Origin of the sequence: Amycolatopsis alkalitolerans, assembly GCF_006152065.1 — a bacterium.
Lineage (GTDB): Bacteria > Actinomycetota > Actinomycetes > Mycobacteriales > Pseudonocardiaceae > Amycolatopsis_E > Amycolatopsis_E alkalitolerans.
On record NZ_VDFW01000031.1, the window covers coordinates 1 to 13,189 of the forward strand.

The 13,189-nt window shown below is 67.5% G+C and carries 12 protein-coding genes and 1 pseudogene; 4 read left to right on the forward strand and 9 right to left on the reverse strand.

Annotated elements, in window-relative coordinates:
- Positions 1–338 precede the first annotated feature (338 nt).
- Positions 339–524 (reverse strand): hypothetical protein, encoded by a 186-nt coding sequence (locus FG385_RS35720; RefSeq protein ID WP_407645550.1) that lies wholly within the window; start codon positions 522–524, stop codon positions 339–341.
- 95 nt (positions 525–619) lie between these two features.
- Here FG385_RS35720 and FG385_RS35725 point away from each other — a divergent pair.
- A pseudogene (locus tag FG385_RS35725) lies at positions 620–841 on the forward strand (hypothetical protein); the annotation flags it as partial.
- A gap of 256 nt (positions 842–1,097) precedes the next feature.
- Here FG385_RS35725 and FG385_RS27005 read toward each other — a convergent pair.
- From FG385_RS27005 to FG385_RS35050, 3 genes are read right to left on the reverse strand one after another with little or no spacing between them, the layout of a single operon-like run.
- Positions 1,098–2,822: an AIPR family protein gene (locus tag FG385_RS27005; protein WP_139099608.1), complete on the reverse strand. Its 1,725-nt coding sequence runs from the start codon at positions 2,820–2,822 to the stop codon at positions 1,098–1,100.
- 5 nt (positions 2,823–2,827) lie between these two features.
- Positions 2,828–5,983: an ATP-binding protein gene (locus FG385_RS27010; RefSeq protein ID WP_139099609.1), complete on the reverse strand. Its 3,156-nt coding sequence runs from the start codon at positions 5,981–5,983 to the stop codon at positions 2,828–2,830.
- Between the two features lie 10 nt (positions 5,984–5,993).
- On the reverse strand, positions 5,994–6,614 hold the full coding sequence (locus FG385_RS35050) for a hypothetical protein (RefSeq protein WP_139099610.1): 621 nt from the start codon (positions 6,612–6,614) through the stop codon (positions 5,994–5,996).
- A 321-nt stretch (positions 6,615–6,935) separates the two neighbouring features.
- Here FG385_RS35050 and FG385_RS27020 point away from each other — a divergent pair, with 321 nt between their 5' ends.
- Positions 6,936–8,144, forward strand: coding sequence for an HNH endonuclease signature motif containing protein (locus FG385_RS27020; protein ID WP_139099611.1), 1,209 nt, complete (start codon positions 6,936–6,938; stop codon positions 8,142–8,144).
- Positions 8,145–8,186: 42 nt separating this feature from the next.
- Here FG385_RS27020 and FG385_RS27025 read toward each other — a convergent pair whose 3' ends face one another.
- On the reverse strand, positions 8,187–8,387 hold the full coding sequence (locus FG385_RS27025) for a hypothetical protein (RefSeq protein WP_235022817.1): 201 nt from the start codon (positions 8,385–8,387) through the stop codon (positions 8,187–8,189).
- 209 nt (positions 8,388–8,596) lie between these two features.
- Here FG385_RS27025 and FG385_RS27030 point away from each other — a divergent pair, with 209 nt between their 5' ends.
- Positions 8,597–9,022, forward strand: a complete 426-nt coding sequence (locus FG385_RS27030; RefSeq protein WP_139099612.1) for a DUF6542 domain-containing protein — start codon at positions 8,597–8,599, stop codon at positions 9,020–9,022.
- Between the two features lie 4 nt (positions 9,023–9,026).
- Here FG385_RS27030 and FG385_RS27035 read toward each other — a convergent pair whose 3' ends face one another.
- A complete protein-coding gene (locus FG385_RS27035; protein WP_139099613.1) occupies positions 9,027–9,371 on the reverse strand; it encodes a spore germination protein GerW family protein in 345 nt (114 codons plus the stop codon).
- Between the two features lie 156 nt (positions 9,372–9,527).
- Here FG385_RS27035 and FG385_RS27040 point away from each other — a divergent pair, with 156 nt between their 5' ends.
- A complete protein-coding gene (locus tag FG385_RS27040) occupies positions 9,528–9,722 on the forward strand; it encodes an SHOCT domain-containing protein (RefSeq protein WP_235022818.1) in 195 nt (64 codons plus the stop codon).
- Positions 9,723–9,725: 3 nt separating this feature from the next.
- Here FG385_RS27040 and FG385_RS27045 read toward each other — a convergent pair whose 3' ends face one another.
- From FG385_RS27045 to FG385_RS27055, 3 genes are all read right to left on the reverse strand, one after another.
- Entirely contained in the window at positions 9,726–11,117 is a 1,392-nt protein-coding gene (locus tag FG385_RS27045; RefSeq protein WP_200834670.1) for a sugar porter family MFS transporter, read from the reverse strand.
- 39 nt (positions 11,118–11,156) lie between these two features.
- Entirely contained in the window at positions 11,157–12,095 is a 939-nt protein-coding gene (locus FG385_RS27050; RefSeq protein ID WP_139099615.1) for a 5-dehydro-4-deoxyglucarate dehydratase, read from the reverse strand.
- A 98-nt stretch (positions 12,096–12,193) separates the two neighbouring features.
- The gene (locus tag FG385_RS27055; protein ID WP_235022819.1) at positions 12,194–13,024 is read right to left on the reverse strand and encodes a S1 family peptidase; all 831 of its coding nucleotides are present in this window, start codon (positions 13,022–13,024) and stop codon (positions 12,194–12,196) included.
- Positions 13,025–13,189: the final 165 nt, after the last annotated feature.

Consider the following 13,189-nt stretch of genomic DNA (forward strand, 5'->3'; position numbering starts at 1 on the left):
AACCGCCCAGCCACCACCACCATCGACATCCAGCCGATCTTGACAACACCGCCGCCGACCTAACTGAACGGCTTTGGCCCTAGGCCCGCCCGCGGCAGGCGGAAAACCTGGGCCCCGTGCAGACGCCCGACGTGACCGAATCCCTGCTCGACGGGGTGCTCGAAGAGATCCGCGACCTGCGGGACGTGCTGGCCGGCGCCGAGGCGGTGTGGGCCGAGCGCATCGGCCAGGTCGACCGGCAGCACCGCGTCAGCGCGATCAACCTCGCGCACTACTGGGCCGTGCGGCAGTACGATCTGCGCAGCCTCCAGGCACGCCTCGCCGCGCTCGGCCTGTCGTCACTGGGCCGGAGCGAGGCACACGTACAGCCGAGCCTGGAAGCGATCGAAGCGGCCGCCACCGCCCTGGCGCGGCGGCCCGCGGCGCACGGCGCGTTCCCGCCCGCCGAGGCGGCGACCGATCCCGGTCTCGTGCGGTCGCTGGTCGCGCACGGGATGGATCTCGCGCGAATCAACTGCGCGCACGACGATCCGGGCGTATGGGGCCGGATGGTCGACCACGTCCGGCACGCGAGCGGATCAGCGGCATCGTGGTCGACGCCGGTGAGGACCGCGTCGCGATGCGGATCGCTGCGGCGAAGCCCGGTGGCAGCAAGCTGCGTGCGGGCAGGGGCATCAACCTGCCGGACGCCGCGATCCCCGGGCGCGCGCTCACCGAGGACCGCGAGCACCTCGAGCTCGTGCACGAACACGCCGACCTCGTCGAACTGTCGTTCGTCCGCGGGCCGGAGGACGTCGACGACCTGCACGGCGCACTGGCCGGACGGGGCGACAGCCGGCTCGGCGTGATCGTGAAAATCGAGACGGCGCGGGCCTTCGAGCGGCTGGCCGAACTGCAGGAGGAGATCCTGTGGCTCGCCGGAGCGGCGCACCTGCCGGTCATCTGGGCTACTCAGGTGCGAGCCGAGTGCGTAATGCTCAACAAGGGCCCGCACATCCTCGACGCACTCACGACGCTCGACAGCATCCTTCGCCGCATGGCCGCGCACCAGTACAAGAGAACGCGCTCATGCGGCCGCTACGATCGTGGCGAGCACGCTAGCTTTGCCCGGCTAGCACTTCCGTGCGGAACCGGTCTGCGAAGCGCTGCGTGCGGACCATCTCCCCACGCGGAACGTTGTCCGGCTCGGCTTCCATCGCGCGCTCGAGCGGCACCAGCAGCTGCGAAAAGAGCTTCTCCGAAGCGTTGGCGTCCCAGATGACCGCCAACATTCCATCGCAGTCCCGTTCGGCGGTTTTCGGGTTGTGGGAGACCTGGCCCGGACCTAGCAGCTGCAGCTTGGCTGCAGCCAGCAGGTGATATCGCGCCGGGCTGTAGATCTTGTCGATCCGGCGGTTCCGGATCAGCCATTCCAGCCGGTACCAGGTAGCAGCAGCGGTGTAGTAGAACGCAGGCTGCTGTCCCTGAGTGAACAACTCATGCCCGCGGGCATCGAGAAGAGACTTGTAGTGGCCGACTCTTGCCGGTTCGTCGAGGAACATCGCCAGGTATGCCCGGGTCAGCTGCGCCCTCCCGATCACCCGGGTCTTCTCGACGTCCTTGCGGTCGCTGTACTGCTTCGACCGGCGTTCGTAGTAGAGGCGATACGGCCTTTCCCTGCCGTGGAAGAAGTAGTCCTCCAGCAGGCGGTGGAACTCCTCCCGCGCGGAGAGATCCTCTTCCGTAATCACTGTCTGGCGGTTGGTCGCCGAGACGATACCGCTTATCACGTCCTCGTCCAGCGTGTGCACGATCCGGACCGTGACGTGTACCGCGCCCGTGAGGCACGACCGTTCGTCGAACAGCACGTGGCAGGTCTGGCAGCCGTTGACGATCTGAAAGTCCTTGAGATGAACGTCGTCGCCGACCACCCTCAGCTCGCGGGTGACGACAGTGATGCCGTTGTTGAACACCGCGAAACGCTCTCGCGCGACCGGATCGCGAAGGGTCTCCCGGATCTCCGCGTTGACACCGGTGTATCCCTGGAAGTCGCGCACGTTCTCGTGAAAGAGCGTCTTACGCAACCGCCCGGTGCCGTCGGTCAGCACGTACCGGACCAGATCCGCTGCCGGCAGCAACCCGTGCAGCGCCTGCTCGACCTCGGGCACCTTCGGCATGAAGACCTTCTTCGGCATGGCAAAGACAGCCGTCGCCTTTGTGGTCGCACGCCGGTAAAGCGTCCGCAGATCCTGTTGCCTCACGCAGGTGAACTCGACCGCCTCGAACCGGCCGAGCCCGGCCAGCAGGTCCTGTGCGGTTTGGGCCTTCTGCACCACCATTTCGGCAAGCTGGGTGCCTGTCGTGACATACCGGATGAAGAGCCGGGGCAGGTCGCCGGACAACTTGCCGATATTCTCGTACACGATGGCCAGGCATTCCCGGAGATTCTGCACGTCCGGGGAGGCTGCGTAGGGCAGCTCGCCCAGACCCGCAACGTGTGCCAGGTTCTCCGCGAGGTCAGAGACGACCTTCGTCTCGAATCTCGGGCTGGTCTTCGCCTGCACCACCACGATGTCCACATCGATCTTCCGTGCTGCTTCGACGACCGCTCGCACGTCCGCCGCATCACGCAACAGTTCGCCGTTGACGACCACGCCGAAGGCGTCGATTCCGAGATCGTTACCACCTCCCATGCGGAACGTGTCCGGGTTGAACTCGTCATCGAAGAACGAACTGAGCGAGCAGTAGGCAGCGAACGCTTCGAACGCTTCGCTTTCGGCAAGCTCGCCGAGACCGTGCACTTCCTGGAACTCCCGCACGAGGCCCTTGATGACGACATCCACCACGATTACCTTTCCCAGCGAGCAGTGCCGGCTGTGGCGCGTGCGAGGACCTCTTCCGCGGTCAGTGCACTGGCGGGATGGTGGCTCAGGCACATCGGAGTAGCGATCTTGCGGAACCGGGTGCCTTCGGTGACGTTGTAAAACTCACCCGCGTTGAGTCGGGAGATGTCGAGCACCGCGCTCCCACGAGCCGCCGCCATCTCCTTGGCCACGGCGACCTGTGCCGGACTGTTGATGAATCCGAAGTACTGGGTGGCCGCGTTGCCAACGATGCGGTTGTGAATGCCCTTCGGCGCCTGGGTTGCGAATACCAGGCCCAGACCGTACTTCCGCGCTTGTGACGCGAGTGCGAGCGTGCTTACAGTGCACGCGGTCATGGCGCCGGACGGCGCCATCGTCTGTGCCTCGTCCATCACGAACAGCCCGCCCAGCGGCCGGTCTCCAGCGGGATGGCGTTTGATCCAGGCGAACAGAGCCATCTGAAGCTGGTTCACGAAACTCTGCCGTTGCTGGTCGGTCGGCAGGCCGATCAGGCTGATCACCGATATCCGGGCGCGTTTGCCTGGCCCCGGCGTCAACAGAACACCGGGATCCAACGGCGTTCCGCTGCCGCCGAACAGGGGGTCGTTGATCATCGCTGCGGTCAACGTCTGGGACATCTCGTGTGCCATCGATCGAGCCTTGGCGAGCGTGCCGGCGTTCTCCGGGAGGTCAGCCAACAGCTCGAGAAACCCTCGCAACCCACGACCGCCTTGCTGGGCGTAGGCAGCTAACGCCTCTCGCAGGACTGCTTGCGACTGCTCGGCCTTCGCAGTCGTTCCGTACGCTCGGGCACGTGGCGCGAGTGTGGCCACCGCTGTGTCCAGGGCCTGCCCGAACTCGTCACTGTCGCCCGCCAGCGCCGCTAGATCTGGCAGAGGTTGGAAGCTCAGCGGACGGCCTGTTTCGCGGCGTGGGGTCCAGACCACGACATCGGTGTCGGCGAGGTAGTCCGCCGCCTTGACCGCATCACCGACCTCCCAAGCTGCCGGAGGTTCGGGCCAGGGGTCACCAAGGCGAGCCAAGTCGTTGTTGGGATCCAGGACGATCGACGAAACGCCTTGCAGCGCGCACTCTTCGACGAGCCGGCGGATGAGAACAGTCTTGCCTGAACCGGAACCGGCGAAGATCACGGTGTGCTTGCGCAGTGAGAGCAAAGGCAAGCGGACGGAGTGCCCGTCATCCGCCCCTGTGCCCAGGGGTATCGCATCGTCCCTCGCCGGTGCGAGAGCTTCGGAATCGTCGGCAACGTCGGGGTCGTCGTCGGGCCAGCTGAACTGCTCGGGTCCTGGTGCCGGCGGCGGCTCTGGGGCCTGCGTGACCGGTCCCGGGTCACCGAAAACAGTGCGGAACAAGGCGGTCCTGCTGGCCGGCCGCCTGCCCTGCAGCCAACGCTCGAGCTCCGGCTGCGGATCCGCCCACAGCTCGGCAAGCGCGGCGAACACCTTGAGGTCGCCCAACTCCACCTCGTCGATCACCACACCGCCCGCCGCTTTGAACTCGCTCAGCAGCTGGGCTGTGGCCGGCGTGGTGGTCGACCACGTCCCGGTGCGCAGGAGGTAAGCGTTGCGCTTCGGCGCTTCCGGGTCGAGTCCGGCACTGACGTGCAGGCGTTGGATCCTGTTCTGCACTGCCCGGTGGTGCGGCGAGGCGATGGCCCGAAAAGCCCAGTGCACTTGGTCCGCGCTGTCGCCATCGAGTATCCGCCGCATCCGGGCATGCAGCGAAGGGTTTGCTCCCGATCTCGGATCCAGCGAGATGTGGTCTCGATCGAATCCGCGCTCGATCGCCACAGCGTGGAGGCCGGCTTCGAGCAGTTCCGGCATGAAGAGGTCTTCCGTTGCCTTGTCGACGGCTGGCCGCGGATCCGCCCTGTCGAGCAGTTTCTCGAATTCCGCGTCGAGGCTGGAAACGTCGACGACGTCCGGTTCCCGCCGGTGCGCCTTCACCACCTCAGTGTTGAGCTCTCCGAGCTCGCTGACCTGGTCCTCGTCCAAGCAGGCCCGAACGTGCTGATCGATGCGGATGAAGAGCTGACGCGCGGTGAAATGCACCGCCGCATCAAGTGCATCCGGCCGCACCGGCCATGTCGGGTACGGTGGCTCGAAGCCGAGCCTGTCGAACCGCGTCTTGAACCGCTTTGTCACCAGCGCCCGCCCCACCTCAGCCGAAGGGATGGCGCCGAGCCGCACCTCGTCGCGGAATCTATCCCGCACAGCACGCACACTGCAGACGCTTTCCCAGCTGTGCGGCTGGCAGGCAACCACCGTCAACGTACGACTCATTGTGTCGCGCAGGTCCATCAGACCGATGCCGACCAACTCCAGCAGCCGCTCGTCGGCGAGGTCGACGGGCCCGCCGGTAGCCGCTCCGGACTGCGCGATCAGCGTATCGATCTGGTCAACGGCCAGCATCGTCGGTCCAGCCAGCGCGAGCAGGCGTGAAACCTCCTGGGCGACCTGCTGGGCCGGCTTGGGATCGGGGTGGATGCCCCAAGCGATCCGCTCCCCCGGCCATCCTTCACTCGCCGACGTCAGGTACGACTCGCCGACCTCTTGCGCGGCCGGATCCGACGAACCCAGCAGCACCAGTGCGCGCGCAGTATGGCGACATTCGAGCCCCCACCATACGGCCTTCCGCAAGGTAGCCGTCATTCGATCGAGGAGAACTGTGGTCGGTGCGGCCTTTCCTGTCATGACTGCATAGACGTCTGGCGACACGCCAAGCACGCTGCCGAGACGCTGTAACAGCTCCGCAAGCTGCGAGTCTACCGACGAGCTTTGGCGGGAAAGCCCGATACGGATGGCGTGCACGACGTTCTGCCAGAAGTCCTTACCGTGCAGGAGGCTGACGAGGAAGAAGAAGCCTCCCTGATCCTGGACGACGGTGCGCGCAGTGCACACGAGGTGCGTCTTCCCGGCACCCTGCTGCCCGGTGATCGCGACGCCGAGCGGGCTGGAGCCCGCGCTTGTTGCCGCGTCGTCAAAAGCATCCAGGACTACCTGGAGTTCGGTGGCGTTCAGCCCTTCGACATGTGCCGTGGGTGGTTGCCAGACATCCTCCTGCGTCGGCGCCCAGTCGAAACGCAGGCTGCGCAATGCACGGCGTTCCCGCTCGTCCATTCCGATGACCTCACGCCGTCTGGATGGACAGCAGGTGTTTGTCCTCGCCCCCGACGTGAATCGCCGCTTTCCGGTCGGCGGAGGTCAGGGCCTTCCGGTTGGCTTCAGGAATCAGGTAGACATGCGGCAGCAGATCGAGCTGGAGCATGGCCTCGTCGAACTGCTGTCTGGAGACTTGCGGGAGTGCATCGCGTAGCCTGGCGAGCCCCACCCATGCGCCCGGGCGGGGCGCCAGCGTACGGTAAGCGTCCCGCAGCTGATCACCGATCTCCGGTTTGCGTGGCGGCAGGAAGAAGTCCGCCATCGTCAGCCCGGCAGCTTTCAGGTGCTGATCGATGCAGTGCAGCGATCCATACAACAGCCGGTAACCTTTTTGCGCTCCCGCAGGTACTCCGGCTGCGAGCTCCTCCCGGCAACGCACCCAACCTTGCTCGGTCAACTCGTAGACGTAGGCGTTCCCTGTCGCTACGGCCGCACTGACAAACCCCTCCGCGACAAGGTTCTCGCGAACCTTCCGGGTGATCGTGAATCCGAACCGCGCACGGATGTCGGCGTTGGTAGCCTCCGCCACCAGCATCATCAGGGCCAATAGGCCCGACTTCTCCGGAATGCCGAGCTGACTGTCCCCCATATGGCGGTCTCCAGAACATGGCCGAGTACACGAACCGATCGAGCGATGATGGTACCGGTGCCGCCGGAGCCCGAGTGCGATTTTCGCTCAACCGGACCAACGCGACCGTCAAGTCCCGTGAACGACGAGCTTGGCTGCACGAAATGAACCAACTCAACCTGTAGCTCCGCAGATGCAGCCCGATCCAGTGGAACGACGACGACGTGGACGAGCATGGCGAGTTCGGTCACGCGTATCTCGACCGCTACTGGACGGACCCAGCGCTTCACCATGACACAAAGGTGTTAAAACGTGTGTTCGATACTATGCTAGGCTGTTTTCATGACCAGCAGCTTCCCCTCACTCAGCGACACGGAGCTGCTGGATGCATTGCGGGAGAAGGAGATTGAGCGCCGCCGCGCTTACTGTGACGAGCTGCGCCTGATCGCGGAGATCGACGCTCGCGGGGGCGATATCGGTGTGGGTGCATTGTTGCGGGACATGTTCAACCTCGGCCCGCTCGACGCGCGCCGGATGGTCGCCCACGCGCGGGCGTTGACCGCATCGATGTCTCCCTCAGGCGCGCGCCTCGCACCCCCCTTGCCGGTGGTCGCCGGTGCCCTGGCTGACGGGGTGATCGGCCCCGAACACGTCGAGGTCATCCGGAAAGTCGTTGAGAAACTCCCGGTATCGGCCTCGGTTGAGGCCCGGGTGACGGCGGAGAAGATCCTCTGCGAGGCCGCCATCTCCAGCGAGCCTTGTATGGTGAAACGGCTCGGTTCGGAGATCCTCCACCGCCTCGATCCAGACGGGGACGAGCCCCGGGACAAAGACCTGGAACGTCCCCGAAACCAGCTCGACGTCCGCGAAACCTCTCGCGGTGTCTCGGGCTCGTTCGATCTGGACACCGAAGCGGGTGCACTGCTGACCAACCTGCTGTCCCCGCTGACCGAACCCGCCGCGACCCCGGACGGCCCCGACCCCCGCAGCGCCAGCGAACGACGTGGGGACGCGTTCGTCGAGATCCTGCACCTGGCCGCCGGGAGCCCGGATGGCCCCAGCGAAGCCGGAGAACCGGTCACGTTGATGGTCAGCGTGACACTCGACGACCTCAAGGCCGGTGTCGGACACGGGTTGCTCGATGGCTACTGGAACGTCTCGGTCGCCCAGATCCGGCGCATGGCCTGCAACGCCAGGATCGTCCCCGTCGTCCTCGGTGCCCAGGGCGAAACCCTGGATGTCGGGCGCGCCACCCGGATCGTGCCCCGCAGCATCCGCCGCGCCCTGACCCGCCGGGACGAAGGCTGCACCTTCCCCGGCTGCGGCACGAAAGCCAAACAGACCGACGCCCACCACATCCTCGAATGGTCCCGAGGAGGCACCACCGCCCTGTCCAACCTCACCCTCCTCTGCCGCCGACACCACCGCACCATCCACCACACCGACTGGCAGATCCGCATGATCCACGGCAAACCCTGGTTCACCCCACCCTCCTATGTAGACCCCGAACGCGCACCACGCCACAACACCCTCCACGCCATGCGCACCTAGATGTGATGTCCGGGGACGTTGGAACCGCGTGATGGTGGCTGGCTACCGCGCCTGACGGTTCGCCTGCCACCGGTGGTGCTGGATGCTGTCGACGATCTGCCCGGGCAGGTCCATCTGGCACGCGGACTTCAGCGCGAACAACGCGGTACGCGCCTTGGCCACCCCGATCCGGCTGATCATGGGCATCTCACCATCGGCCCGCCGCAGGGCGATCACCTCTCCCGCGACGTCGAGCACGGCCACCGCCAGCGGAGGGAAACCTCGCTCCGCGCCACCAGCCGGCGCACCGCACGGTCGGTCGCGTCCTGGTCCCGGGGTGGAGCCGAAGCGCCATCCCAGCGGTCCACTATGGATATGCGCGACAAACCGCGCGAAACGTCGCCCCGGGCTCGACAGCCGCCGCCCGGGCTGGAGACAATCGAGGATCCACAGTGTGCCCGGGAGGAACCGCGATGACAACCGATCCGCCGAGCGAGTCCGAGCGGCATGGCGGCCTGCCCGCGCTGGCGGCGCTCGCCGGGACGCTGGCCCTGTCGGTCGCGGCGGGCTGGCTGGATCTGCGCCTGTACGGCAACGTCGGCCTGCTCGTGTCCACGGTGTTCGTGCTGGGCTTCATGACCGCGGTGCTCGCGGTGGCCACTCGCGGCGTGCTGCTCGTGATGCTGTCGACACCGCTGGTGGCGATCCTCGCGATCGTGATCGTCGTGATCGCCTTCACCCCGCACCAGGGCGACTCGGCCGGCACGATGCTCGCGCTGGCGAAGCCGGTGATCCTGCACTTCCCGGCGATCGCGGGCACCACGGCCCTGGTCGTCGCCACCGGCGTGACGCGGCTCGTCCAGCACCGGCGGCGCACGGCCGCCCGCGCCGGGAGCTGACCGGTCAGCCGCCGAGCTTCGCGCGTGCCTTCGCGACGCGGGCCCGGGTGATCAGGTACGCGATCGCGACCGCGCCGCACACCAGCACCAGCCGGTTCACGTCGACCGCCGGCATCCAGGCGGCCTTGCCGTCTTTGAGGACATAAGCCCCGACAGGGCGGGCACCGATGCCGAAGCCGCCGCCTTCGCCCTCCTGCCCCTTCTCGTCGTGCCCGTTGCCGCCGCCCGCACCGCCGGACACCATGGCCGCGGGCACGAGCAGGGCGCCGTCGCGTTCGATCGGGTCGCCGTACACGCGGCGCACGGAAACGGAATCCCGGACGGTCGTCGCCAGATCGCTGAACTTCATCGCTCCACGGTGGCGAACGGCCGGCGCGGCCACCAGTGCCAAAGGTCTCTCCCGGCCGGCGACCAAAGGCCGTCGCCGCGCGCGGGCCGGCCGGGCACCGTGGGTGCCATGATGTACTGGTACGGCCCTGGAATGGGCGGTTGGGGATACACCTTGATGACCATCAGCTCGGTGCTGTTCTGGGCACTGCTGATCGCCGGCCTCGTCGTGCTCGTCCGGTATCTCGGCCGCCGGACGCACCCGGAGCCCAAGACACCGGAGCAACTGCTCGCCGAGCGCTTCGCCCGCGGCGAGATCGGCGAGGAGGAGTACCGGCGCGGCCTGGAAGCGCTGCGCCGGCACGAGGTCTGAGCCTCAGACCTTCGCGGGCCCGCGCAGCGGCGTGCGGGCCCGCAGGTCCAGCTCGATCTGCTCGAGGCTGCGCCCCTTCGTCTCCGGCACGAGCCATTTGGTCAGCGCGAACAGGACCACGTTGACCGCGGCGAAGACGAACATCGAGCCGCCGATGCCGAGCGCGCCGGGATCGGACATGAGCGGGAACACGGCGGTGACGATGCCGGTCGCCGCCCAGAGCACCACGCTCGCCACGCCCATCCCGGCCGCGCGCTCCCGCAGCGGGAACACCTCCGCCATCATGACCCAGACGACCGCGCCCCAGCCGAGCTCGTAGCCGACCAGGTACAGCACCATCGTGATCAGCATCAGCACCCCGAGCACCCCGGTGCTGGAGACGGTCAGCACGCTCAGGCCCGCGCCGACGAGGGTCACCACCATGATCACGTTGCCGATCAGCAGCAGCGGCTTGCGCCCCCAGCGATCGACGACGAACACGACCCACGCGGTGAACAGGAACTTCGTCACGCCCAGCAGCACGCCGGACAGCAGGGCAGCCTGGGTCGCGAACCCGAGGCTGATCAGCATCGTCGGGAAGTACGCGTTGACCGCGTTGACCCCGCAGAACTGCTGGCCGGCGGCGAGCAGCAGCGCGACGATCAGCATCGGGCGCACCCACGGCGCCCACAGGTCCCGGATCGTTCCCCGCCGCTCGGTGTCGAGCCGGACGACCTCCCGGATACTGGCCAGTTCCGCGTCGACGTCGGCGGTGCCGTGCGAGCTCACCAGCACCGCCCTCGCCTCCTCCGCGCGGCCGTTCTTCAGCAGCCAGCGCGGGGTTTCCGGCAGCAGGATCAGGCCGAAGAACAGGATCACCGCGGGCACGATCGCGCCGGCGAACATGGCCCGCCAGTTCGACGAGGATCCCAGCCCGTAGCTGACGAGGAACGCGATCAGGATGCCGAGCACGATGAAGATCTGGTTGAGCGCGCCCAGCGCGCCGCGCAGCCTCGCCGGCGCGAGCTCGGAAAGGTAGGTGGGCACCGTGGACGAGGAGAACCCGATGCCAACGCCGATGACCAGCCGTGACACCACGAGCGCCACGAACGCGGGCGAGAACGTCGCGGCGAGCGTGCCGGCCACCACGATCACCGCGGCCGCCATGATCGTGCGCCGCCGGCCGAGCCATTCGTTGACCCGCGGCGAGAAGATCGCGCCGACGACGGCACCGACCGAGATGCTCGCGGTGATGATTCCCTTGTCCGAGCTGGACAACGACCACACCTTGCCGATGAACGGCAGCACGCCGGAGATGACCCCGAGGTCGTAGCCGAAGAGGATGCCGCCGAGCGCACCGAAGAAATACAACGTGGTCCTGCTGATAGTGCGCCGTGGGCGCGCTGTCCGCGTCATTGCCGAGCCGCCTCTCTTGTACTTCCGGTGGGGATGGGGTTATGCGGGACCGAGGCCGTCGAGCACGGCGAAACCACGTTCGACGATCCGCGCCAGGCGGTCGATCTGGGCCGGGGACGGCTCGCCGAGCGGCGGGCGCACCGGGCCGACCTTGTCGCCGCGCAGCCGCGCCCCGGCCTTCACCAGCGACACGGCGAAACCGGGTGTCTCGTCGCGCAGCGCCACGAACGGCAGGTAGAACCCTTCCAGCAGCGCGTCCATCGCCGCGTGATCGCCCGCGGCGAGCGCGCGGTGGAAGCGATGCGCGATCTCGGGCGCGAAGCAGTGCACCGCGGACGAGTACCGCGCGACACCGATCGCGGCGTACGCCTTCGCCGACACTTCGGCGGTCGGCAACCCGTTGAAGAACAGGAAATCGCCCGTGGCGCCGGCGGAGCGGATCTCGGTGACGATGCGGGTCATCAGGTCGACGTCGCCATAGCCGTCCTTCAGCCCGACGACCGAACGAATGTCCACCAGGGACCGTGCGGAAGCGGCGGTGAACACCCCTGGCGAGCGGTGGTAGACGATCACCGGGATCGACGTTTCCGCGGTCGCGAAGCGCACATAGTCCACGAGCCCGCCCGGCGGGCCCGTGACCAGGTACGGCGGGAGGAGCAGCACGCCGTCCGCACCACCGTCCGCGGCGGCCGCGACCCCGGCCCGCGCGACCGCGGCTCCCCCGCCCGCGCCCACCCACACCGGCACCCGGCCGGCGACCACCTCGCGTGCGGTGCGCAGGACGGCCGCGAGCTCGTCCGGGGCGAGGGCGCTGAACTCACCCGTGCCGCACGCGACGAACAGCGCGCCGGCGCCCGCGGCGACGTGGCTCTCGACATGCTCCGCGAGGGCATCGAGATTCAGGGCGAGGTCCTCGGTGAACGGGGTGAGGGGGAACGCGAGCAGACCGTCGAGCCCGGTGCGTGACGATACCTTCATGCGTTCATGTGTATGAACGTACTCATGGATGCGAACATGTTCTCAGAAGCTAATATGACCGCGGTCACAAGTCAACGGGGTCCGCGGGTACGGCGAAATCAGCTGCCGAGTTGCTGGTGGATCCAGCCGGCCACCACGTCCACCCTGGCGAGCACCTCGGTCCCGGGCTGCGGGCACTCCGGCCCGTAGTCCTCGATCGCGAACAGTTGCCCGGTGACCCCGTCGGACGAAACGAAGTACGGGGCGCCCGAGTCGTCGTGGCAGGGACTGTTCTCCACCGTCCTCGCCACGACGGGCACCGCCTCCAGCGTGCTCGCGTTGATCTTGGAGATGGTGAACTCGCCCCGTTTGAGGTGCGTGGCGGGGGCGACGACGGTGGCCGAGGTGGAACCCCAGCCCGCGAACTCGAGGCGCTGCCCGGCCGCCGGTTTCGCGTCCACCAGCGTCAGCGGGGTGATGCCGGTGACCGGGGCACTGAGCCGCACCACGGCGAGATCGTTGAGCGGCGACTGCCGAACGTCGACGACCTCGGCCGTGACACCGCCCGGATCGCCGTCCCTGTTCTTACCGATGGTCACGGTCATGTGATAACGCGGGCGGCCACCGACGCGGACGTCGTCGATGTCGTGGAAGCAGTGCCCGGCGCTGATGACCCACTCGGGCGCGATCAGCGCGCCACTGCACCCGCCGCCGCGCACCCCGCCGCCCTTGACCGGGATGTCCTGCGAGGTGAGCTTCGCGTTGAACGGGAGAGTCACCGGCGGCGGAGCGGGCGGAGCGGGCTCACTCGCCCTCGCCGGCGGCTTGATGTCAGCGGCCTCGCCCTGACGCGCGGCGACGTAGGCGAACCCGCCCATGGCACCGGCGATCACGGCGACCGCGAGCGTGCAGTGCCACGCGAACCGGCGCTTCCACGAACTCTTCGTCACATCCACTAGGACGTCCCGGGGACCGGAAATGGTTCGGTCAGGATCAACGATTGCCCACGAGGGCAGCAGTCGCGGTCAAGACGCGACGCGGGAAATCGGGGCGGCGCTGGGATCGCGCTCGCCGGGAGCATCCTCGCCGCCACCTACCCGAACTTCACCGGCTGG